General features: G+C 69.2%; 14 protein-coding genes and 1 pseudogene. 7 read left to right on the top strand and 8 right to left on the bottom strand.

The window, feature by feature from the left end:
- Positions 1-20 precede the first annotated feature (20 nt).
- The 4 genes and pseudogenes from APAU_RS14935 to APAU_RS10930 all read right to left on the bottom strand — a co-directional run bounded on the left by APAU_RS14935 (position 21) and on the right by APAU_RS10930 (position 4,575).
- Positions 21-419, bottom strand: coding sequence for a methyl-accepting chemotaxis protein (locus tag APAU_RS14935; RefSeq protein WP_408626266.1), 399 nt, complete (start codon positions 417-419; stop codon positions 21-23).
- Between the two features lie 150 nt (positions 420-569).
- Positions 570-1,073: pseudogene (locus tag APAU_RS14930) on the bottom strand (PocR ligand-binding domain-containing protein); the annotation flags it as partial.
- Between the two features lie 201 nt (positions 1,074-1,274).
- Complete coding sequence (locus tag APAU_RS12710; RefSeq protein WP_006301816.1) at positions 1,275-3,881, bottom strand: PAS domain-containing sensor histidine kinase; 2,607 nt, start codon at positions 3,879-3,881, stop codon at positions 1,275-1,277.
- 10 nt (positions 3,882-3,891) lie between these two features.
- Entirely contained in the window at positions 3,892-4,575 is a 684-nt protein-coding gene (locus tag APAU_RS10930) for a response regulator (protein ID WP_006301815.1), read from the bottom strand.
- A gap of 206 nt (positions 4,576-4,781) precedes the next feature.
- Between APAU_RS10930 and APAU_RS10925 the strand changes: the two genes are divergently transcribed.
- Positions 4,782-5,879, top strand: a complete 1,098-nt coding sequence (locus tag APAU_RS10925; protein ID WP_006301814.1) for a M24 family metallopeptidase — start codon at positions 4,782-4,784, stop codon at positions 5,877-5,879.
- Between the two features lie 86 nt (positions 5,880-5,965).
- On the opposite strand, the gene APAU_RS10920 is transcribed toward APAU_RS10925, so the two are convergent.
- Entirely contained in the window at positions 5,966-7,126 is a 1,161-nt protein-coding gene (locus APAU_RS10920; RefSeq protein ID WP_006301813.1) for an HD-GYP domain-containing protein, read from the bottom strand.
- Between the two features lie 252 nt (positions 7,127-7,378).
- On the opposite strand from APAU_RS10920, the gene APAU_RS10915 reads away from it, so the two are divergent.
- Positions 7,379-8,956 (top strand): ABC transporter substrate-binding protein, encoded by a 1,578-nt coding sequence (locus tag APAU_RS10915; protein ID WP_006301812.1) that lies wholly within the window; start codon positions 7,379-7,381, stop codon positions 8,954-8,956.
- 140 nt (positions 8,957-9,096) lie between these two features.
- Positions 9,097-10,578, top strand: coding sequence for an AMP-binding protein (locus tag APAU_RS10910; protein WP_006301811.1), 1,482 nt, complete (start codon positions 9,097-9,099; stop codon positions 10,576-10,578).
- Positions 10,579-10,638: 60 nt separating this feature from the next.
- Here APAU_RS10910 and APAU_RS10905 read toward each other — a convergent pair whose 3' ends face one another.
- Positions 10,639-12,066, bottom strand: coding sequence for an FAD-binding oxidoreductase (locus APAU_RS10905; protein ID WP_006301810.1), 1,428 nt, complete (start codon positions 12,064-12,066; stop codon positions 10,639-10,641).
- A gap of 83 nt (positions 12,067-12,149) precedes the next feature.
- The gene (locus APAU_RS10900; RefSeq protein WP_006301809.1) at positions 12,150-14,396 is read right to left on the bottom strand and encodes an ATP-binding cassette domain-containing protein; all 2,247 of its coding nucleotides are present in this window, start codon (positions 14,394-14,396) and stop codon (positions 12,150-12,152) included.
- Between the two features lie 167 nt (positions 14,397-14,563).
- Here APAU_RS10900 and glgB point away from each other — a divergent pair, with 167 nt between their 5' ends.
- Genes glgB through APAU_RS10880 form a run of 4 tightly spaced genes read left to right on the top strand, consistent with a single transcriptional unit; the run spans position 14,564 to position 23,426 of the window.
- Positions 14,564-16,477, top strand: a complete 1,914-nt coding sequence (gene glgB, locus APAU_RS10895) for a 1,4-alpha-glucan branching protein GlgB (protein ID WP_006301808.1) — start codon at positions 14,564-14,566, stop codon at positions 16,475-16,477.
- 12 nt (positions 16,478-16,489) lie between these two features.
- Positions 16,490-17,992 (top strand): 4-alpha-glucanotransferase, encoded by a 1,503-nt coding sequence (malQ, locus tag APAU_RS10890; protein ID WP_006301807.1) that lies wholly within the window; start codon positions 16,490-16,492, stop codon positions 17,990-17,992.
- A 12-nt stretch (positions 17,993-18,004) separates the two neighbouring features.
- A complete protein-coding gene (locus APAU_RS14755) occupies positions 18,005-22,546 on the top strand; it encodes a CHASE domain-containing hybrid sensor histidine kinase/response regulator (RefSeq protein ID WP_006301806.1) in 4,542 nt (1,513 codons plus the stop codon).
- Entirely contained in the window at positions 22,521-23,426 is a 906-nt protein-coding gene (locus tag APAU_RS10880; protein WP_006301805.1) for a GGDEF domain-containing protein, read from the top strand. The genes APAU_RS14755 and APAU_RS10880 overlap by 26 nt, the downstream gene beginning before the upstream one ends.
- On the opposite strand, the gene APAU_RS10875 is transcribed toward APAU_RS10880, so the two are convergent.
- Positions 23,419-23,820, bottom strand: a complete 402-nt coding sequence (locus APAU_RS10875) for a DUF2000 domain-containing protein (protein WP_040345083.1) — start codon at positions 23,818-23,820, stop codon at positions 23,419-23,421. The two genes, APAU_RS10880 and APAU_RS10875, sit on opposite strands and share 8 nt — an antisense overlap.
- Positions 23,821-23,826: the final 6 nt, after the last annotated feature.

Raw genomic sequence — 23,826 nt, 5'->3', positions numbered from 1 at the left:
CCGACTGCTGCGGTGCGGGGTCAGGCCTCCTTGCGGGCCAGTTCGGAGGCGGTGCGGAGCCGTCCGGAGAACTCCGAGAGCCGGTCTATGACCTCCAGAATCTCGTTCATGTGCTCCGTGTGCTGCTCCACCACCGAACCGGTGCGCCGGATGCCCTCTTCGATCCCCACCATGCCCCCGTGGATGCTCTGGAGGATCTCTTCGATCTTCCCCGCGGCGGACACGCTCACCTCCGCCAGCTTGCGCACCTCGTCGGCCACCACCGCGAAGCCCTTGCCGTGGTCCCCCGCTCGGGCCGCCTCGATGGCCGCGTTCAGACCCAGAAGCTTCGTCTGTCCTGCCACGTTGCGGATGAACCGGAGGATCTCGTCGGTCTCCGCCACCTTCTTCTTCGCCTCCGAAGAGCTGGACAGGAGCATCCCGGAAGTCTCCACCAGGGATTCCACCTGCTCCTGAAGCGCCCGGGCCCGATCGGAAAGGGCCGACACGTCCCCCACCATGGAGGCGGCGATGTCCTCGTAGTCTCCGCTGAGGCGAGCCTTCTTGCACTTCTCGAAGCCGATCTGGGACAGGGTGTTGGCCACCAGATACAGCAGGTCCGCCGCCGCCCGGATGCTCCCCTCCGGGACCACCCGGACCTTCCGCACCGCCCGGACGTAGGCCTCCGGGTCCACCCCGATCTCCCGGGCGATGCGGCGGAACTTATCCTCGTCCGGGGGTTGGGGAAGCACCTGTCCCGCCAGCATGCTGCCGATCTGGCGTCCCTCCACCATGATGGGAGCCGCCATGTCCATGAGCCCTCCGTGGCAGAAGTACACCGAAGGCTTTCCCGTGCGGGCCGCCTCTTGTCCGCCCCGGACGTCACATTCGCTGCACCGCCGGCCTCCCTCGGGGCTCTTTCGGGTGATCTCCATGCAGAACTCGGAGAAATTGCTCGGTTGGGTGACGGGGTTCCCCTGGGTGTCCACCGCCAGGGCCGCCATGCCCATGGCCTGGGCAAAGGCGTCCTGGAACTTCTGGAGGAAGTTCAGGTCCAGCACGTCCTGGAGTTGCACCTCGGCATGTGATGCCATGTTTCCACCTCCCTGGGTTGGGGGCGGAGAGCATCGGCCCCCACTGTCATGATAGGGGATCTGGGCGCAGCGGTCCTATGGTGCGTCGGGAACGGGAGATCCGTCAAAAAAACGAAGACCCCCCGAAAGGGTGTCGAGGTTTTCCGGAGACGGACGGGGAGCCGGGCCTTCCGATGGAGGAGTCCCGGTGGAAAACGGAGGCTACTCCCCCTCCTCCCCCAGCCAGCCCCGGGCGCGGAAGTGGGCGTGGAGACGCTCCACCCGGTTCTCCAGCGACTCCAGGAGGGGCAGGAGCACCTCCTGGGGTTCCTGATGGAGGTGGTGCAGCTCCTCCGCCAGGCGGGTGGCCTCGGGGTCCCCCAGGTGGGACAGGCTGCCCTTGAGGCGGTGGGCCGCCGCCTCCACCCCTTTGGGGTTGTCCCGAAGCAGGGCCACCCGAAGGTTTTCCAGCATCAGGGGGGTTCCCTGGAAGAACAGGTGCACCGCCCGACGCATCAGGTCCTCCCGGCCCCCCGTGAGGTCCGCCAGGACGGACAGATCCGGGGCGGGATCGAGGGCTTCGCAGGGAGGGGCCGGGGGCTGCCCGAGGTCGGCGGTGGGGGGGATCAGACCCTCCAGGGTCTTCTGGAGGGTCTGGAGGCTCACGGGCTTGGCGAGGTAGCAGTCCATGCCCGCCTCCAAGCAGCGGATCCGGTCCTCCTCCATGGCGTAGGCGGTGAGGGCGACCAGGGGGAGCCGACATCCCGTCCCCTCCTCCCGGCATCGGATGTGCCGGGCCGTGGACAGCCCGTCTCCGTCGGGCATCTGGATGTCCAGGATCGCCACGTCGAAGGGGTTCCTTTCCAGAGCCTCCAGGGCCTGGCGGCCGCTGGAGACGGCGGTCACCCCGTGTCCCCAGAGGGTCAGCACCGTCTCCATGAGTTCCCGGTTCATGGGGCTGTCCTCCGCCAGGAGGATCCGCAGGGGCGCGGGGGTCTTCTCGCCGGGCACCTCCGGGGCACGGGCGCAGGTCGGGGAGAGGGAGGGGGACGGCTCCGCCTCGGCCTCCTCCAGGGGCAGGCGGACCAGGAAGGTGGTCCCCGAACCGGGAAGGCTGCTCGCCTCGATGTTTCCTCCCATGCTTCGGGTCAGCTGGAGGGCGATGGGAAGCCCCAGCCCCATGCCCTGGGCGGAGGTGGAAGGCGAAGCCTGCCAGAAGGGCTGGAACACCCGCCGAAGGTCCTCCGGCTCGATGCCCTGCCCCGTGTCCTCCACCGCCAGCTCCAGCCAGGGTCCCTGCGGGTCCTTCCGGGCGCGCAGCTCCACCCGTCCCCGATCGCAGAACTTCACCGCGTTGGTCAGCAGGTTCACCAGGATCTGCTGGATCCGTCCCGGGTCCCCCAGGAGGCGTTCCGGAAGGCCCGGTTCCTCCCGCAGGGCCAGGGCGAGTCCCTTGGCCTCCCCCTGTGGCAGAACGGCCTTGAGGGCATCCCGGAGGAGCTGGGGCAGGGAGTAGGGAACCTGCTGCAGCTCCAGTTTTCCCGCCTCCACCCGGGAGAGGTCCAGAACGTCGTTGGCGATGCGCAGCATATGGGTGGAGGCCTGGTGGATGCTCTGGATCCAGTGGCGCTGCCTCGGCTGGAGAGGGGTCCCCAGGCAGAGTTCCGACAGCCCCAGGAGGGTGCTCAGGGGGTTGCGGATCTCGTGGCTCACCTGGGCCAGGAAGGCGCTCTTGGCCTGGTCCGCCTCCTCCGCCGCCTTGCGGGCCTCCCGAAGGATCGCCTCCCCCCGGGCCCGTTCCGTGACGTCGAAGAGGATTCCCAGGAGGCCCTCTTCCTTGCCGTCGTTGCAGGGAGAACGGCGCAGGAGGAACTGGCGCGTTCCCGAAGGGCCGGAGAAGTCCAGGGAGAGGGTGCGGCTCTCCAGGGGGTCCAACCGGGAGAGGGAGTCCAGGGGGAGGTCCGCGAAGAGGCGTCCCGTCATCTGATCCCGAGACAGCCCCGTGAGGGCTTCGAAGGCGCCGTTGCAGTCCCGGAAGAACCCCTGCACGTCCAGGAAGAAGGCCGGTTCCGGGAAGGCCCCCAGGAGGGCCCGGAGGGTGCGTTGCCGGCGTCGTCGGTCCCCCGGGGATTCGGAGGAGAGGGAGCAGAAGGGATCCCGCCCTCCCAGGAACAGCAGGGGGCACCCCTCCCAGAACCCGAGGAAGAGCTGCATGGGCACGGGGAAGGGAAAGCCGTCTTGGGTGGCAAGGATTCCGTTTCCCAGGGAGGAGCCTTCCAGGAGGGCGCGGAGGTGGAGGGCTGCGGTCTGTCCCCGGTTCGGGAGGGGGGTCACGTCGTAGAGGCTTCGGCGGCGCAGGGCCTCCAGGGGGATTCCCAGGCGCTTGCAGGCGGGGCGATTCGCCCCCAGGATGGTCCCGTCGAGCCCCAGGAGGAGAAGGGGGTTCCCCACCAGATCCAGGAGGGGGGGAGACGTGGAGCGCTCCGGGGGGATCGGGGAGCCGGAGGGACAGCAGGACCGGCGGACCAGCAGGAGGACGTGGGTGCCCTGTCCGTCGGGCAGGGCGTACCGAAAGCCCGTCGTCTCGGAGTCCCGAGGGGACGACGGGAGGAGACGACGCCACGCGGAGGAGACGGAGGGGACCGCGGGCGGGGTCGCCAGCTCCGGTGGCAGGGGCAGGCCGCAAAGCCCCCCGGGGGGGACTTCCCAGAACCGTTCCGCCGCCTCGTTGCAGAGGACGGTTCGCCCCTGGCGAAGGACCAGCAGGGGAAGCGGCCTTTGCGGGACGAAGAGGGTCAGGCCTGGATAGGGAGGTTCGGGGGCGGTCATGGCAGGGAGGTCAGTCGAGGACCTGGTACTTCTTGATGGGGCGTCCCTTGGACTGGTAGTGGTTCTTGGAGACCAGGCGGCCTGCGGACACCAGGGCCTCGCAGTACTTGCGCACGGTGATGCGGGAGACCCCGAGCTTTTCCGCCACTTCCCCCGCCGCCATGGACTCGCTCTCCTGGTTGAGGATCTCCAGGATGCGGTCCGTCATGTCCCCGCGATGGGCCAAGGTGCCCAGGGAGGAGAGAAACTCCCGTCCCTCGGGGTAGAAAAGCCGGTCCAGGTGGTCCTGGGTGAGCTGGGGCGGGAGGTTTTCCCGATACCGGAAAGCGTCCCGATAGGTCTCCAAGGCGATCCGAAGGCGGTCGTAGGAGAAGGGTTTGACCACGTAGTCCCAGGCCCCCAGTCGAAGGGCGTCCAGTGCCCGGGAACGGTCCGTGGCGGCGGTGATGACGATCACGTCCACGGGGAAACGCTGGGCGCGAAGCTCCGCCAAGGCCTGATCGCCATGCTTGCCCGGGAGGAAGAGGTCCAGGAGCACCAGGTCCACCGTGTGGCTCTGGATCTGGGCCAACGCCTCCGCTCCCGTGGCGGCTTGTCCCACCACCAGGAAATCCCCCAGGGAGTGCACGATGCGCCCCACGATGAAGGAGACCATGGGGTCGTCTTCGGTGATCAGGATCCGGATGGGCTTCATCCCGTCGACCTCCCTGTGCGCTTGGTGGTTGCCTGGGGAGCCGTGCGTAACGCGCGTAACGTACGTATCATACCAAAAGTTTCCCATTGGGGGTAAGAGGTGGCGCAGGCGGATTGACGAACGAAGAAGAAAAAGTAAAGTGGAAACAGGGAATAGAAATATCAGCTTCGGCTTCGGTCTGAAATCGTGGGAGGAGGAACGATTCCATGTTGCAGCAGCAGCGGGTTGCGCGGCTTCGGAGACGTTTGGAGGAGGAGGGACTGGATGCGGTGTATCTGGGGCCCTCTTCGGACCTGGAATATCTGTCCGGCCTGGTGCTGTTTCCCGACGAGCGCCCCAAGGGGCTTATGGTCTCCCGAAGCGGTCTCTTCGCCCTGACCCCCATGCTCTATCAGGAGGACATGGGGTGCACCCTGGGGGCGGACGTGCCCCTCCAGGTCTGGGAGGACCACCAGGGCTTCCTGGGTGCCTGGACCCGGGGGTGCGAGGCCCTGGGGCTTGCGGGCAAACGCATCGCCGTCAACGACGGAATGCGGGCGGTGGACCTGCTGGACGCCCAGGGGGCGCTGCCGGGGACGTACCTCAACGGGGCCCGGCTGCTGGAGCCCCTGCGCCGCCGCAAGGACCCGGAGGAGCTGGACAAGATGCGCCAGGCCTCCAAGATGGCCGACGAGGTGGTGCGGCGTCTGGCGGCGTACCTGCGTCCCGGGCAGGTGGAACGGGAGCTTTCCAAGAAGATCCTGGAGTGGTTCGAGGAGCTGGGGGCTCAGGATCTCTCCTTCCAGCCCATCGTGGCCTCGGGGCCCAACGGTTCCATGCCCCACTACGGGGGGTGCGACCGGGTGATCCAGGAGAACGACCTGGTGATCTTCGACCTGGGGTGCCGCTACCGGGGCTACTGCTCCGACACCACCCGGACCCTCTTCGTGGGAGAGCCCACGGCGAAGCAGAAGGAAGTCTACGAGATCGTCCGACAGGCCCAAGTCGCAGGGGAGGCGGCGGTGCGCCCGGGGGTGCCCGCCCAGGAGGTGGACCGGGCGGCGCGGAAGGTGATCGCCGACGCGGGCTACGGGAACTACTTCCTCAACCGCCTGGGGCACGGCATCGGCGTGGCGGTCCACGAGGCCCCCTACATCATCGAGGGGAGCGAGCTGCCCCTGGAGGTGGGGAACGTCTTCAGCATCGAGCCGGGGATCTACCTGCCCGGAGAGTTCGGGGTGCGCATCGAGAACCTGGTGGCGGTGACGGAGACGGGGTGCGAACCTCTCAACGCCTTCCCCCGGGAGCTCACCGTCGCGGGCTGAGGGCGGAGGCGGGGCGCCCCGCAGGTTGGGGCGAAGAGGCGACGCCAAAGAGAGGGGGGGAGGCTGGCGCCTCCCCCCCTCTCTCTTTAGACGTCCAGTGCCCGTTTGATGAAGAGATTGCGGTGGGCTTCCCGGCAGAGTTCGATGATTCGGGTCTGGTCCCCCTCCTGGAGGAGGATCTTGGGCTGGAGGAGGTTGCCCTCCGTGGAGGCCGCCACGGTGCCCACGGTGCCGTCGGAGAGTTCCACCACGCAGCCCGGCGGGTAGATGCCCATGCCGCTCAGGAAGACCCGGCACACGTCCGGGTCGAAGTGGGTCTCGTTGGCGCTCATGATGAAGTTGAAGGAGACCTTGGAGGACACGGCGTTCTTGTACACCCTCTGGGAGGTCATGGCGTCGAAGGTGTCCGCCACCGCCAGGATGCGGGCGATCACGGGGATCTTCTTCTCCGTCAGCCCGTCGGGGTAGCCCGAGCCGTCCCATCGCTCGTGGTGGTGCAGGATGCCCTCCAGGATGTCCGGATCGGAGACCCCCGAGGCCCGGGCGATGCGGACGCTCTCGGCGGGGTGGGAGCGGACGATTCGAAGTTCCTCCGCCCCCAGGGGTTCCGGCTTCTCCAGGATCTCCCGGGGGAGCGTCGCCTTGCCCAGGTCGAAGAGGAGCCCCGCCTGGATGGCCTTCTCCACCAGGGAGGGGTGGAAACCCTTGAGTTCGCAGAGCCGCTTGGCCAGGTAGCCCGAGAGGAGGGAGACGTTGAGGCTGTGGGTCTGGGTGTAGGTGTCCGCGGTCTCCGGGTTCACCAGAGACATCAGGATGTGGGTGGCCTTGCCCACCTCCTCCGCCAGCATCCCCCCCAGGCGCTCCACCTCTCCCCGGGGGAAGTGGAACTTCTGGTCGATGGTGAGGCGGGAGTAGATGTCCGAGAGGTCCTCCACCACCTGGCTGCTCAGCTGGGCGTCCACCACCCGGAAGGAGGAATCGATCTCCTCCAGGAGGGCCTTGGTCTTCTGGACGTCCAGGGGGTGACGGAACTCCAGCTCCACTTCCCGGATGCCCTGGCTCTCCAGGGAGCGGATCAGCCGTTCCGGTTCCGGAAGGCTTGCCACCAGGTCGCAGATGGGGACTTTGTTGGGCACCAGGACGGCGCTGCCGTTGGGGGTGAAGATGTTCTGGACGAAGCAGGCCTTGGGGTGTTGGAGCACTTCCTTCACCGGGACCATCTTGCGGTACTTCCGGGTTCGCTTCATCGCGTGGAGCCCCCCTCCTCCCCAAGGACGGGATGCCCCGGTCACCTCCTCTTGACGGAGAAACACTTTGCAGCCCAGCATTGAGCCGGGAGCAATCAAGAGTATAGCAGAACCTCAAGATAGTGAGGCAGAACCCCGTCCCGCCGGTTCCCCCTCGCCCTTGGGAAGGGGCGACTTGGGGCGGCCCCGGGAGGGCGCTACAATGACCCCGGGTTTTTCCCGCCTGAGAGCGGGGGCGAGGAGGGCTGGAGGATGAACGATCGATCGGTGGAGCGGATTCTGGAGGTGCTGTCCCAGTTCGGTCCGGGACTGCTTCAGGACCCGGACCAGCTTTCCCAGCTCCTGGAGGAGCGTTGCGGCGACGATTACCGCAGGGAGAACTTCCTCTTCTCCTTCGCCCTGAGGGAGGCGCTGCAGGAGGGGGTCCCCTTGGACCGTCCCCTGGAACGGGACGTGCTGCTGGGGTTGGGGGAGCACCTTCAGGAACGCCTGGGGGTCTCCCGGGAGTCCGCCATCTGGGTTCTCTCCGCCCTGGAGCGGGTCCTCCTGACCCTGTACCCGGAGGAGGGAGGCCGGGGGATCGAGGCCCGACCGGGCAACCTGCCCCCCCTGGACGGTTCCGGGGGACGGCCGCTTCGGCGTCTGTCCCCGCGACAGCGGTTCTGGGCGGGCATGGGGATCCTGGCGGTGGTGCTCATGATGGGGGCCCTGGTCTACCGGATCGTGGCGGACCGACGCCCCGAGGGGGGGGAGTTCCGCCTGGTGCTCCTCACCGCCCTGACGGGCCCTCAGGGGCCGGTGGGGCAGGCGCGCCTCAAGGCGGCCCAGCTGGCGGTGGACCAGATCAACGCCCAGGGAGGAGTCCGGGGGTACCGGGTGCGGCTGTTGGGGTACGACGCGCCGGACCCGCAGAAGGTCCTTCCCCTGGCTCGCAAGGCCACCCAGTCCCTGCGGCCCTCCCTGATCCTGGCGGCCTGCGGCAACGAGGGGGGGCTGGCGCTGGCCCCCTGGAGCACCTCCGCCCGGGTGCCCCTGGTGGTCCTGGAGGGGGGGGATTCCCGGATCACCCTGGCCGCCCCGGACCGCCCGTATCCCTACGTCTTCCGGCTGGTCTTCGACGACGCCTACGAGGGGAAGCTCCTGGCCTACTTCATCCGACAGGGATTGGGGCGGCGCACCGCGGCCCTGTTCTTTCCCCTGGAGGACCCCCGGGGGGTGGCGGTGGACCGGGCCTTCGAGGCGGCCTACCGGCGCCTGGGAGGGGTGGTGACCGCCCGGTTCGGGGTGGAGGGGCCGGAGCAGGACATCGCCCCCGCCCTGGGGGTGGTGAGGGACGCGGGCACGGAGGTCCTGGTGTTCCCCGCCTCCGGCAGGATCCTGGCCCGGCTGCTGATTCAGGCCCGGGAGGCGGGGTTCGAAGGGCCCGTCCTCGGGGGCACGGGGTACGACGATTCCCTCTGGGCCCAGGGCGGGAGCGCCCTGAACCGGACCTGGTGGCTGGTCCACGCGGCGCCGGGAGACCCGGGGCTCCAACCCTTCCTGAAGGCCTACCGACAGAAGTACCGGGATCCCCTGCCCCGATCCCTGGTGGTCCCGGGGGTCCTGGCCTACGACGGGGTGAAGTGGGCGGCGGATGCCCTGGAGCGGGCCTCCTCCTACCGTCCCGACGGGATCCGCCACGCCCTGGCGGCCACCCGCAATCTCTCCCTGGCCCACGGGACCCTCACCATCGACGCGGCCACCCACGGGCCGCGCAACAAGGCGGCGGCTCTCCTCTACGCCCTGGACGGGATGGGGCGTTTCCAGAAGCGGATCTGGATGCGCCGATAGGGAACGGGGGCGCGATGTTTGCCGGGGACAAGGTCCTTTGGCCCCTGTAGAATAAGGTGTTCCCGAGGGAAACCGGGGGGATGCCTTGGATTTGCAGGTCCGATCTCCTGGGGGACCTTTCACAGAGAGGAGAGACGCCCATGGCGGAGCGATTGGAGGAGGCCCTTCTCGAACGGCTGCGGGAGGACCCCGCAGCCCCCTGTATCTGGTGGAAGGGGTCCTGGTGGAGCCGGGAGGACCTGTCCCGGCTGGTTCGGTCCTGCGAGTCCACGTTGGCGCGGTCGGGCTTCGGGGAGGGGATGCGCCTGGCCGCCCCTCTGCCCAACTCTCCGTTGCTCACGGCCCTGTCCATTGCCTGTTGGCGCCTGGGAGGGGCCATCGCTCCCCTGAACCTCAAGGCGGGGATCCAGGGGATGCAGCGGACCCTGGGGATGCTGGACGTCCACTCCGCGGTGGTGCCTGCGGAGAAGCCCGAACTGGCCTCCGCCCTGGCGCCCCTGAACCTCCCCTGGACGGCGGCCTCCGCCGAGGGGCCCCTGGGGGACTTCACCGGCCGGGGGGGGGCCCCGGACGGGGCGGACACGGCGGTGGTCTTCAGCACCTCCGGCACCACGGGGCTTCCCAAGGCGGTGCCCATCAGCCACGGCAACCTCCTGGACAACACCTCCGCGGTGACCCGCCACATCCCCTATCTGAACCCCGGGGGGGTGCTTCTCAACGCCCTGCCCAACTTCCACACTCTGGGCTTCAGCGTGGCGGGGGTACTGCCCCTTCTCTGCTCCATGGGACAGGCCATTCTGCCCACCTTCATCCCCGCCGAGGCGGCCCTGGAAGCCATCCGCCAGGCCGGGGTGACGGGGATCGTGGCGGTGCCCACCATGATCTCCCTCCTCCTGGGGGCGGTGGGCCGGGGAGGGGCTCGGCCGGAATCCCTCTCCTTCATCATCTCCGGGGGGGACCGGCTGAACCCCCAGCTGGACCGGCGGGCCCGGGATCTCCTGGGGGCGGGACTGCTGGAGGGGTACGGCCTCACGGAGTGTTCCCCCGTGGTGTCCGTGAACCCGGACTACGAGAGGCGCAAGCTGGGCACCGTGGGGACGGTGCTGGACAGCTACCAGGTGCAGGTGCGGGGCCCGGAGGGGCAGGTCCTGCCTCCCGGACAGGACGGGGTGCTCTGGGTGAAGGGGCCCTCGGTCACCTCGGGGTACTTCCGGGATCCGGCGAACTCCGAGGGGCGCTTCGTGGACGGGTGGTTCGACACGGGGGACGTGGTGCGCCTGGACGACGAGGGTTTCGTTACGGTCCTGGAGCGGGCCACGGACATCCTCATCGTGGGAGGGTTCAACGTGTACCCCCAGGAGGTGGAGCGGGTTCTCCAGGAGCACCCGGCGGTGCACACCGCCGCCGTGGCGGGGGAGCCGAACCCCCTGACCGGGGAGATCGTCAAGGCCTTCGTGATCCTCCAGGAGGGGGCCTCCGTCACCCCCAAGGAGCTGGTGGACTTCTGCAAGGAGCGGCTGGCCCACTTCAAGGTCCCCCGAAAGGTGCGCTTCGTGACGGAGCTGCCCCTGTCCAGCACCGGCAAGGTGCAGCGCCGGGCCCTCCGGGACCTGGAGGCGTAGGAGTACCGCAAGAGGAGAGGGGCCGGGGCGGCGATCCGCTCCGGCCCCTTTTCGTTGCCCTCAGTTCCCCGGGACGATCTTGCGGGGGTTCAGGATGCCCTTGGGGTCGAAGGCGGCCTTCACCCGACGGATCAGGGCCAGTTGGGCCTCGTCCAGGAACAGGGGGGTGTCGTCCCGGCGCTTGAGGCCGATGCCGTGCTCCCCCGACAGGGTGCCTCCCAGGGCCGCCACCCGGCGGTACAGGTCGTGGCGAGCCTCGCGGAGCTTCTCCGGCCCTTCCGGTCCCTCCGGGGGCAGCAGGGTGACGTGCATGTTCCCGTCCCCCACGTGGCCGTAGGCGATGTGTTCCACCCCCCAGGCACGGTCCACCTCCTCCAGGGCCACCATGAGCGTCGGAACGGAACCCGTGGGCACCACCACGTCCTCCTTGGCGTAGCGGGAGTGGAACGCCACGATGGCTTCCGGCACCGCCTTGCGGGCCTTCCACAGCTTGTCCCGGGCGGTGCGGTTGTCCGCCACGTACACCTGCCGCGCCCCGTGGGCCAGGCACAGGTCCCCCACCTTCTCCACCTCGTCCGCCAGCACCTCCGGGTCGTTCCCCTCCAGCTGGATCAGCAGGTGGGCCGCCGCGTCGGGTTCCGGCAGCTTGGCGTTCAGGTAGCGCATGGCCACCTCCACCGCCCGCCGGTCCAGAAGTTCCACCGACGCGGGCAGCAGCCCCGCTTCGATGACGATGCGGGGGACGAACCCCAGGGCCTCCTCCACGGAGCCGAAGGGGGCCAGCAGGTCCGTGGTGTGCTTGGGCAGGGGCAGCAGGCGCAGGATGATCTTCGTGATCACCGCCAGGGTGCCCTCGGAGCCCGCCAGGAGGTGGACGAAGTCGTACCCCGTCACGTCCTTGCGCCGCTTGCCCCCGAACCAGGTGACGGACCCGTCCGCCAGCACCGCCTCCAGCCCCAGGACCTGGGCTCCCGTGGCGCCGTACTTGATCACCTTGTTGCCCCCCGCGTTCTCCGCCACGTTGCCCCCGATGAAGGAGGCGTCGCCGCTGCAGGGGTCCCCGGCGTAGAGGAGCCGGTGCTTCGCCGCTGCCCGGTTGATCTCCGCCGTCACCACCCCGGGTTCCACCGTGACGGTGAGGTTTTCCCGGTCCAGCTCCAGGATGCGGTTCATCTTCTCGAAGGAGAGGAGGATGCCCCCGCAGGCGGGCACCGCCCCGCCGGAAAGCCCCGTCCCCGCCCCCCGAGGGGTCACGGGGATGCGGTGTCGGTCCGCGTAGGCCATCACCAGCGAGACGTGCTCCGTGCTCTCCGGGAACACCAGGGCCTGGGCCAGGGTGGCTTCGGGCAGGGACGCGGAGGGCACCTCGTCGTGGGAGTACGCCGCCAGCTTCTCCGGGTCGCCGCTCACGTTGCGGGGCCCCACCAGCTCCGCCAGGTCCCGGAGGGTTTTTGCCGTCACGCTCCCGTAGGGTTGTCGCTCTTCCATGGGGGTCACCTCTTGTAAGGGTGCAAGTTGGGAGGATTATAGCAACCGATTCCCCCTTTTCCCCGGAAACGCTCCGTCCCGCCCTACAGATACCGCGCCGTGACGGAGCGGTCGCAGGCCACCAACCCCTCCGGCGGCCCCTGGTAGAGCACCTCCCCCCCCCGGTCCCCCGCGTGGGGCCCCAGGTCCACCACCCAGTCCGCGGCGCGGAGCACGTCCAGGTTGTGTTCCACCACCACCAGGGCGTTGCCCTGGTCCAGGAGCTTCTCGAAGCAGGCCATGAGGGCCCGGATGTCCTGCAGGTGGAGCCCCGAGGTGGGTTCGTCCAGCACGTAGATCTGCTTCCGCCCCCCGAGGCAGGCCGCCAGCTTCAGCCTCTGCCGTTCCCCTCCCGAGAGGGTGGGCAGGGCCTGGTTGAGGCGCAGGTACCCCAGCCCCACCTCCTGCAGCTGCCGCAGGGGGGCGGCCAGGGCATCTTCCTCCTCCCGGAAGAAGTCCAGGGCCCGGTCCACGTCCAGGTCGTAGAGGTCCGCGATGGAGAGGCCCCGGTACAGATGGGCGCAGGCCTCCGGGGAGAACCGCCTCCCCCTGCAGGCCTCGCAGAGGTGGGAGACCGTCCCCATGAAGGCCATGTTGGTCTCGATCCACCCCTTGCCCTTGCACTCCCCACAGGCCCCGGCGGAGTTGAAGCTGAACAGCCCCTTGCTCTGGCCGGTTCGGGCGGCGAAGAGGTCCCGGAGGGCGTCGGCGAACCCCAGATAGGTGGCCGGGGTGGATCGGGACTGGACCCCCACGGCCCCCTGTTCCATGACCGTGAAGGGGCGATCGGGGTTCTGGCGCATCAGTTCCTCCACCAGGGAACTCTTGCCGCTGCCCGCCACCCCCGAGACCACCGTCAGACAGCCCAGGGGAAACCGGGCGTCCACTCCCTTCAGGTTGTGGCGGCCTCCGGCCCGGACCTCCAGGAAGCCCTTGGGTTCCCGGCCCGGGCGACGGAAGGCCGCCCCCTCCCGCAGGACCCGACCCGTGGCGGTTTCGGATCCCCGCAGTTCCGAAGGGGTTCCCTGGAAGGTGATCTCTCCGCCCTTTTCCCCCGCCCCGGGCCCCAGCTCCACCACCAGGTCGGCGATGTCGAAGAAGTCCCGATGGTGTTCCACCAGCAGCACCGTGTTCCCTCGCTCCTTCAGCCGCAGGACCGCCCGCTTCACCAGCTCGATGTCGTAGGCGTGCAGCCCCGCGCTGGGCTCGTCCATCACGTAGACCAGGTCCGAGAGGCTGCTTCCCAGGAACTTGGCCAGCTTCACCCGCGCCGCCTCCCCTCCGGAAAGGGTGGTGGTGGGGCGATCCAGGGACAGATACCCCAGGCCGATGCCCGAGAGGGTGCGCAGCCTCGCGAGAAGGGCCTCGGTCAGATCCCGGAAAGGGCCGGGGTCCAGACCCTCCAGGAACGCGATGCCCCCGTCGACGGAGAGGGCGGTGAACTGGGCGATGTGGAGCCCCCCGATGCGGCAGGAAAGGACCTCCGCGTTGAGTCTTAGGCCCCCGCAGCAGGGGCAGGGGATGCGGGTGACCAGCTGGGCGATCTGTTCCCGGTGGTGGTCCGCCTCCTTCTGGTGCAGGATGGACCGCTTGATGCGAGGGACGAGGCCCTCGTACAGGGCCGTCTTGGGCCACCGGGCGGGAGGGTTCGGGACCTTCTGCTGCGGCGCGTGGAGCAGCAGGTCCAGCTCCTGGGGGGTGTAGTCCCGCACCTTCTTGTGGTTGTCGAAGAGGCCGCTGTAGACGTAGCGCTTCCAGCGCCAGGTGTCCACCCCGAAGCTGACGAACCGGATGGCCCCTTCGTTCAGGGACTTGTCCCGGTCCAGGAGCAGGGACTCGTCGATGTCCTCCACGAAGCCCAGCCCCTCGCAGCAGGGGCAGCTCCCCTTGGGGTGGTTGAAGGAGAACACGTCGGAGTAGCCCACGAAGGGTTTGCCCATGCGGGAGTAGAGGAGCCGAAGCAGCGCGTGGGTGTCCGTGTAGGTGCCCACGGTGGAGCGGATGTTGGCCCCCACGGGCTTCTGGTCGATGAGGATGGTGACGGGCAGGTTCTCCAGGGCCGCCACCTCCGGTCGGTCGTACCGGGGCAGCAGGTGCTGGACGAAGGAGGGGAAGGTCTCGTGCAGCTCCCTTCGGGACTGGGCGGCGATGGTGTCGAAGACCAGGGAGGACTTCCCCGAGCCGGAGATGCCCGTGAACAGGACGATCTTCCTCTTGGGGATCTTCAGGGAAAGGTGCTTCAGGTTGTGTTCGCTGGCGTCTCGGACGCCGATGTAATCGTGGGAATCCATGGGGCACCTCGCAAGGGGGGATGGGGCGGCGCGGCCCCGAAGGGGCGCCGCAGGGTGGGGCTCGGAGGGTCAGTATAGTCCATGGAACGCACCGGGGGGAGGCGACTTTTCCCCGGGAAGCCGTTAGAGGGTAAAATGGGGCATCACGACACGAGGGGGGCGAGGGGATGGCCGGATCGGTGGTGCATGGCGTGAGCCTCCTGACGGACTACGACCTCTACCTGTTTCGGGAGGGGAACCACACGAGGCTCTACGAGGTCCTGGGGGCCCACCCCATGACGGTGGAGGGCGTCCCGGGGACCCTCTTCTCCGTGTGGGCTCCCAACGCGGAGTGGGTCTCCGTGGTGGGGGACTTCAACGGGTGGGACGACGGGGCGCACCGTCTGGCCTCCCGGTGGGACGGGTCGGGGATCCACGAGGGCTTCGTCCCGGGGGTGGGCCCCGGGGCGCTGTACAAGTACCGCCTTCGTTCCCAGGTGCAGGGGCGGCTCTTCGAGAAGGGGGACCCCTTCGCCGTCTCCTGGGAAGCCCCGCCCAAGAGCGCCTCCCGGGTGTGGTCCCTGGACTATGACTGGGGAGATGGGGCGTGGATGGCCTCCCGGGGGGAGCGCAACGCCCTGGGGGCTCCCTGGTCGGTCTACGAGGTGCATCCGGGCTCCTGGCAGCGGGTCCCGGAGGAGGGAAACCGCTTCCTGGGCTACCGGGAGCTGGGTGCGCGCCTGGGGAACTACGTCCAGGAGATGGGGTTCACCCACGTGGAGTTCCTGCCGGTGATGGAGCACCCCTTCTACGGTTCCTGGGGGTACCAGACCCTGGGGTACTTCGCCCCCACGCGGCGCTATGGGGACCCCCAGGACTTCATGGCCCTGGTGGAGGAGCTGCATCGCCGAGGCATCGGGGTGATCCTGGACTGGGTGCCCTCCCACTTCCCCCAGGACGGCCATGGCCTGGCCTTCTTCGACGGCACCTGCCTGTACGAGCACGCGGACCCCCGGCAGGGGTTCCACCCGGACTGGAAGTCCGGGGTGTTCAATTACGGGCGCAACGAGGTGCGCAGCTTCCTGGCCAGCTCCGCCTCCTTCTGGCTGGATCGGTACCACGCCGACGGCCTGCGGGTGGACGCGGTGGCCTCCATGCTCTACCTGGACTACTCCCGCAAGGAGGGGCAGTGGGTCCCCAACCGCTACGGGGGGCGGGAGAACCTGGAGGCGGTGAAGTTCCTTCAGGATGCCAACGGAGAGCTTTACGGCCGCTACGAGGGCATCCAGACCATCGCGGAGGAGTCCACCGCCTGGCCCCAGGTGAGCCGCCCGGTCTTCCTGGGGGGGCTGGGGTTCGGCATGAAGTGGAACATGGGGTGGATGCACGACGTGCTGGCCCACATGGGCCGGGACCCCATCCACCGCCGATGGCACTGGAACGAGCTTACCTTCGGCATGTGGTACGCCTACACGGAGAACTTCCTCCTGCCCCTGTCCCACGACGAGGTGGTGCACGGCAAGGGCTCCCTGTGGGGCAAGATGTGGGGGGATTCCTGGAACAAGGCGGCGGGGCTCCGGCTCCTCTACGGGTGGATGTTCGCCCATCCCGGGAAGAAGCTTCTCTTCATGGGGGACGAGTTCGGCCAGGAGGGGGAGTGGGACCACGACCGCAGCCTGGACTGGCACATCCTGACGGACCCTCTGCACGACGGGGTGCGCCGCTGGGTGAGGGACCTCAATGCCCTGCTGCGCAGCCGTCCCGCCCTGCACCGGCTGGATTTCTCCCCCCAGGGGTTTCAGTGGATCGACTGCACCGACTCCGCCGGAGGGGTGCTGGCCTGCCTGCGCCTGGACGGGGACGGGGGGACGGTGCTGGGGGTGGGGAACTTCACCCCCGTGCCCCGGCGGGGCTACCGGGTGGGGGTGCCCCGGGGGGGATTCTGGCGGGAGCTTCTGAACTCCGACGCGCCCTGCTACGGCGGTTCCGGGGGAGGCAACCTGGGGGGGCGGCAGGGAGAGGACGTTCCCTGCCACGGTCGGCCCCACAGCCTGTGCCTGGACCTGCCGGGGCTGTCCTTTTCGTTCTTCGAGCCTGCCTGAGGAGGGGATGGGGTGTTCTCCCGGCGACGCAAGGGCGTGCTGCTTCACGTGACCTCTCTGCCCGGCCCCTACGGGGTGGGGGATCTGGGGCCCCGAGCCCGGGGGTTCGCCCGGACCCTGGGGGACCGGGGCTGGTCGGTCTGGCAGGTGTTGCCCCTGGGGCCCGTGGAGGGGGCCTTCGGGTTCAGCCCCTACGCCTCCCCCAGCGCCTTCGCCCTGAACCCCCTCCTCGTCTCCCCGGAAGACCTCCGGGAAGAGGGATGGATCGACGAGGGGGAGGAGGCCGCCGCCCGGATCGCCCCGGCCCGGCCGGACCGGGCGGAGCTGGAACGATCGGTCCGCGCCAAGAACCGTCTGCTGGCCGCCGCCTGGGACCGGGCCCGACGGGACGGGCGCTTCCGGGAGGACCGGGAGCGTTTCGCCGACGAGGCCTCGGGGTGGCTGCGGGACTGGTGCCGCTTCGTGGCCCTGAAGGAGCGGTTCGGCGGGGTTCCCTGGACCGATTGGCCCGAGGCTCTGCGGGACCGCAGCCTCGAGGCCCTTGCGGCGCTGGACCGGGACGGCTCGGCGGGGGAACGGATGGCCTTCGAGGGGTTCGTCCAGTTTCTGGCCCACCGGCAGCTGGACCGCCTGAAGGGGCACTGTGCCGGGGCGGGGGTGCACCTCTTCGGGGACCTGCCCATCTACGTGGCCGCCGACGGGGCGGACGCCTGGGCCCACCGGGAGCTTTTTCAGCTGGATGCGTCCGGTCGGCCCGTGGAGGTGGCGGGGGTGCCGCCGGACTACTTCAGCGAGACGGGACAACGGTGGGGCAACCCCTTGTTCCGGTGGGACGTCCTGGAGGCCCAGGGCTTCCGCTGGTGGGTGGACCGGCTGCGCTGGACCCTGCGGGGGCTGGACACGGTGCGCATCGACCACTTCCGGGGGTTCTGCGGCTACTGGGCCATCCCGGCGGGGGAGGCCACGGCGGTGAAGGGGTGTTGGCGCCCCGGTCCGGGGAAGGCCTTCTTCGACGCCCTCCACGCCGCCTTCGGGGTTCCTCCCGTGGAGGACCTGCCCCCCGGCGTTCCCTCCCCCCTGCCCCTGGTGGCGGAGGACCTGGGGGTCATCACGGAGGACGTGATCGCCCTGATGCACCGCTACCGTCTGCCGGGGATGCGGGTGCTCCAGTTCGCCTTCGGGGGCGACGGGGACAACCCCCACCTTCCCCCGAACCACGAGCCCCTGGGGGTGGTCTACACGGGGACCCACGACAACAACACCGCCCGGGGCTGGTGGACCTCCGACGCCACGGGGGAGGAGAAACGGGCCCTCTTCGACTACCTGGGGCGCCCCGTGGGGGCGGAGGAGGTGCCGCGGGAGCTGACCCGGTTGGCCCTCCAGTCCCCATCCCGCCTGGCGGTGGTGCCGCTTCAGGATCTCCAGGGCCTCCCCGGTTCGGCCCGGATGAACCGTCCGGCGTCGAAGGGGGGCAACTGGGCCTGGCGGGCCCGGAGCCTGGAGTTTCCGGGATAGGGGGAAGCCGCCGTGGAGGAGGCCCTTCGCGGACGAGGAAGAGGACGCTGGTTTCTGGGGGGGCTTGCGGGGCTCTTCCTGACGGTCTCCCTGGTGTTGGTGTCCCTGGCGGTGCAGGTTGCGGGAACCCGCATGAAGGAGGATCTGCTCCAGCAGGTCCTCTGGCTGGCGGCAGCGGTGGATCCCGAGCTGGTCCGGGGGCTTCGGTTCTCCCCGGAGGATCGGGACAACCCCGCCTTCCTGCGGATGCGGTCCCAGATGGTGCTGTTCCGTCCCTGCCACGTCCACGGGGATCCCCTCCACCGAAGCGCCGGTTCCGACGATGCCTCCCAGGGCCTTTCCTACCTGAGCATCTACACCATGGCCCTTCGGGGCGGGCGGATCCTCTTCGGTCCGGAGAACATCGACGAGGGGGCCCCCCAGGCCTCTCCCCCCGGAACCCCCTATCTGGAGCCCCCCGACGAGGTGCGGCGGGTCTTCGAGACCGCCCGCCCCGAGGTGGCGGGGCCCTTTCGAGACGAGTACGGATCCTTCGTCAGCGCTTTTGCCCCGGTGCTGGACCCCCGAACCGGCGAGGTGATGCTGGTGGTGGGGATGGACCGGATGGCCTCGGGTTGGCAGAAGGACCGGTTCCGGGCCGCCCTCCTCCCCCTCTCCTTCCTTCTGCTCCTTCTCCCCCTGATCCTCCTGAGACGAGGGGATCGGTCCCCGGTGCGTCTTGCCCGGGCCCTTCGGCACCAGGAGGCCCTGGTCGTGGGCGTCCTGGGGCTGGTGCTCTCCCTCCAGGCGGCCTCCCTGGTTTGGCAGATGGAGGATCGCTCCCTCCAGAAGGCCTTTCTCCATTTCGTGACCCCCCAGGTATCGGCGGTCTCCATGGCGGTCCGGGACCTGCGGGGTTTCCTCCTGGAGGGGCTGGCCCGCTTTTTGGAGCAGAACCCCGAGGTGGGGAAGGAGGGATTCGCCCGTTACGCGGAGCCTCTGGTGCGGGAATCCTTCGTAGAGGCACTGTTCTGGATGCCAGCGGTGCGGGAGGGAGACCTGCGGGCCTTCGAAACCTCCATGCGTCGCCAGGGGAGACCGGACTACCGCGTCTGGCAGTTCGATGGGCGGGGGATGCCGATTCCCGCCTCGGGGCGTCGGGTCTTCTTCCCGGTGTGCCAGATCCTCCCGGAGGAGGGGAATCGGGCGGTTCTGGGGTTCGACGTGGGGTCCGAGACGCGACGCCGCTCGGCCTTGGAGGAGGCGGCCCGGACGGGGTTCGCCACCATCACCGATCCCCTGACCCCCGCCAACGAACGGGGGAACCCTTCCGTGGGCTTCCTCTACCTCCCCGTGTCTGCCCCGGGGGCCCCCGATCCTGCGGGTTATGCCGCCGCCTGGTTCCGGTACGAGGCACTGCTTCGGACGGTGCTTCGGGGTTTCGGAGGGGGGAGCTGGGTCCGGTGGACCCTGTTGCAGCTTCGGGAGGGGAAGGAGCCTCTCCTCCTGGCGGCCTCGGTCCCCCAGGGGCGTTCCCGTCCCCTTCCCCCTTCCTGGGAGGCCTACCAGATCCCCCTGTTCGCCTTCGGCAAGACCTTCGTCCTGCGTCCCGCGCCGGGGGAGGCCTTTTGGGGCCAGCATCTTTCCTGGGTGCGATGGCTGGTTTTGGGGGCGGGGCTTCTGATCACCCTGGCGGGGGCGGTCTTCGCGGGGTATCTGGCCAATCGCAGGCTTCTCCTGGCCCGGGAGGTGGGGACCCGCACGGAGGAACTCCGCCGGGTCCTGGAGACGATCCGCCGGGAGCGGGACCTCTTCTCCGGGGGGCCCGTGGTGGTCTTTCTCTGGGGGACCGACGAGACGGGGACGGTGGAGTACGTCTCCGGCAACGTGGAGGCGGTCTGGGGGTACACCCCGGAGGAGATGACCCGGAAGGGTTTTCTCTTCATGGAGCTGGTTCACCCGGAGGACAGGGATCGGGTGGTCCGGGAGATCCGGGACCACGCCGACCAGGGGCGATCCCACTTCGAACAGTCCTACCGCCTGCGGCGCCGGGACGGAGAGTACCGCTGGGTGGCGGACTTCACGGTGCTGGAGAAGGACGAGGCGGGGGAGGTGGAACGGCTTCGGGGCTACCTGGTGGATCAGACGGTCCTCAAGGAGGCGGAGAAGGCCCTGCGGGCCACGGGGGAGGAGCTGGACCGGTACTTCACCCTCAGCCTGGATCTGCTCTGCATCGCCACCACCGAAGGGCGGTTCGTGCGCCTCAACCCCGAATGGACCCGGGTGTTGGGCTATGCCATGGGCGAACTGGAGGGACGGAGTTTCCTGGACCTGGTGCACCCGGAGGACCTGCCCGCCACCCTGGAAGCCTTGGGACGCCTCGGAGGGCAGGAGGAGGTGCTGGACTTCGTCAACCGCTACCGCTGCAAGGACGGGACCTATCGGTGGATCGAATGGCGATCCCGCCCCTTCGGGACCCTCATCTACGCGGTGGCCCGGGACATCTCGGACCGGGTGGAAACGGAAGCGCGCCTTCAGGAGGCGAACCGCCGCCTGGAGGAACAGACAGCCCTGGCCCGGAGCATGGCCCTGCAGGCGGACCAGGCCAACCGGGCGAAGAGCGATTTCCTGGCCAACATGAGCCATGAGATCCGGACCCCCATGAACGGCATCCTGGGGATGGCGGCGCTCCTCCTGGACACGGACCTGACCCCGGAACAGCGCCACTTCGGGGAGATCGTCCAGGCCAGCGCGGAGAACCTTCTGGGGCTGCTCAACGACATCCTGGACCTCTCCAAGATCGAGGCGGGGCGCCTTGCCCTGGAGGAGGTGGACTTCGACCTGCGCTCCCTCTTCGACGACGTGGGCGCCGCCCTGGCTGCCCAGGCCCAGGCCAAGGGGCTGGAGTTCCTGGGCAGCGTGGAGCCCGACGTCCCCTCGGCCCTGCGGGGCGATCCCGGAAGGCTGAGGCAGGTGCTGACCAACCTCCTGGGCAACGCGGTGAAGTTCACCCACCGGGGGGAGGTGGTGGTTCGGGCCCGGCGGGTTTCCGAATCCCCGGAGCGGGTGCAGGTCCGGTTCTCCGTGCGGGACACGGGCATCGGCATCCCTGCGGACAAGGTGGACCTTCTCTTCCAGAAGTTCACCCAGGCCGACGCCTCCACCACCCGGCACTACGGGGGCACGGGGCTGGGGCTGGCCATCTCCAAGAACCTGGTGGAACTCATGGGGGGAGAGATTGGGGTGCACAGCCGGGAGGGGGTGGGTTCGGAGTTTTGGTTCACCCTCGACTTCGCCAAACAGCCCGGGGGAGAGGGGGCCAGAGGAGGAGACTCCCGGGACCTGAAGGGAGTCCGGGCCCTGGTGGTGGACGACAACGCCACCAACCGGGAGATCCTCCTGGCCCGCCTGACGGGATGGGGCATGGCGGTGGAGGCGGTGGCGGACGGTCCCTCGGCGCTGGAGGTTCTCCGCGCCGCTTCGGCCAGGGGCGTTCCCTTCGAGATGGCGGTCCTGGACATGCAGATGCCCGGCATGGACGGGGAGACCCTGGGGCGGATCCTCCGGGAGGACCCGAAGTTGGGTGGCCTGAAGCTGGTGATGATGACCTCCATGGGACAGAGAGGCGATGCCCACAGGATGGAGGAGATCGGGTTCTCCGCCTACCTCACCAAGCCCCTTCGCCACCAGGACCTGCGGGACTCCCTTACGGCGGTGCTGGCGGGGGAGAAGCAGCCCCTGGTGACCCGCCATCGGATCCGGGAACTGCGCCGTCGGGGGCGGGCGCTCCTGGTGGAGGACAACGAGGTGAACCGCCAGGTGGCCCTGGGGATGCTGCGTCGCCTGGGCCTGAGGGCGGATGTGGCGGAGGACGGGCTGGGGGCTCTTCGGGCGCTGGAGGAAGGGGACTACGACCTGGTGCTCATGGACGTGCAGATGCCCGGCATGGACGGCGTGGAGACCACTCGGGCCATCCGGGCTCCCGGGTCCCGGGCCCGGAACCCCCGGGTCCCCATCGTGGCCATGACCGCCCACGCCATGCAGGGGGACCGGGAGCGGTGCCTGGAGGCGGGGATGGACGGCTTCCTCTCCAAACCCCTGGACTTTTCCACCCTGGCGGAGAGCCTGTCTCCCTGGTTGGGGGGAGAGGATAACGCCCCCTCGGAGGTTTCGCCGGGGGGGGCGGAAGGGGCGGGGGAAGGGGTGCAGACTCCCAGCCCCCCGGACTACGACCGGGAGGGTCTGATGAGGCGCCTGGGGGGAGACGAGGACCTGGCGGCGGAGATCCACCGAGCCTTCCTGGGGGATCTGCCCCGACAGCTCCGGATGCTTGAGGACCTGGTGGACCGGGGGGAGGCGGCGGAGGCGGGGCTTCGGGCCCACACCATCAAGGGGGCCGCCGCCAACGTGGGAGCGGAGGCCCTGCGGGAGGCGGCCTGGGAGATGGAGCAGGCGGGGCGAAGGGGCGACGGGGAGGCCTTGTCTTCCTGGCTCCCGGAGGTGCGGGTCCGGTTCCTGCGGTTCCGCGAGAGGGTGGAGGCGATGGGCCGTGAAGGTTCTGGTGGCGGAGGATGATCTGACCTCCCGGACCCTCCTGGTCTCGGTGCTCCGCAAGTGGGGTTTCGAGCCGGTAGTGGCGGAGGACGGAGAGGAGGCCCTGGCGCTTCTGGAGGGGGCGGGGGCGGCGAGGTTGGTGTTGCTGGATTGGTCCATGCCCCGGGTGGACGGCGTGGAGGCCTGTCGGCGCCTTCGGGAGAGGGAGGACCCCGACGACCCCCCCTACGTGGTGCTTCTCACCGGGAGGAGCGAGAAGGAGAGTATCGTGGAAGGGCTGGAGGCGGGGGCCAACGACTACGTCACCAAACCTTACGACAACGAGGAGCTTCGGGCCCGGCTTCGGGTGGGGGAACGAATGCTGGCCCTTCAGGAGGCCCTGAACGGGGCCAAGGCGGCCCTGATCCATCAGGCCCGACACGACGGCCTCACGGGGATCCTGAACCGCCGGGCGGTCCTGGAGGAGCTGGAGCGCCTTCTCCTGCGGACCGGGGTGGTCGTGGCCCTCTGCGACCTGGACCGGTTCAAGGAGGTGAACGATCGTCACGGCCACCTGGTGGGGGACGACGTGCTTCGGGCCTTCGCCTCCCGGATCGGGGAGCGCCTCGAAAAGGGGGATCTCTTCGGGCGCTACGGGGGGGAGGAGTTCCTGCTGGGGTTCCCCTCCCCCGGGGAGAACCGTCCCAGGCTTGAGGGGCTTCTTCGGGATCTCTCGTCCCGAGGTCTGCCCACCCGTTCCGGGGAGGTCCGGGTGACCATGAGCGTCGGGGCGGTCTGGGGGCGCGGGGGAGGTCGTCTGGACCTCCTCCTGGCCCGGGCGGACGAGGCCCTCTACCGGGCCAAGAGGGAGGGGCGGGATCGGGTGGTCTTCGCCCCCTCTCCGGAGGGTGAGGCTACTTGAGGGTCTTCAGGGAGCCCGCCAGGGCGTTCACCGCTCCGGGAGGTCCCCAGAGGCAGATTCCCGAAAACCCCAGGGCCCCCGGGTCCGTGCCCTCCATGGCGGTGCGGTAGGTCTCGTAATCCCGGCTGCGCTGGGCCAGGGAGCTGAACCCCAGGGCCCGGAGGTCCGCCGATTCTCGGGCTCGCCGGTACAGCTCCCGAAGCTGCTCCCCCGAGGCGGCCAGCACCGGCAGGTTCACCCGGGTGATGCCCCCGTGGACCCCTCCGGCCCGGTCCGTCACCGCGGGGCCGCACAGCCCCTCCTCCTGAGCCCCCAGGCTCAGCCCCAACGCCGCCGCCGCGTTGGCCTGAAGCCCCCGGGGCAGGTCTTGATCCACCACCAGAACCACCTTCATGTTCCC

The organism is Aminomonas paucivorans DSM 12260, assembly GCF_000165795.1.
GTDB lineage: Bacteria > Synergistota > Synergistia > Synergistales > Synergistaceae > Aminomonas > Aminomonas paucivorans.
Note: the sequence above shows the minus strand (reverse complement) of the source record. Positions and strands in the feature narration are given on the sequence as shown.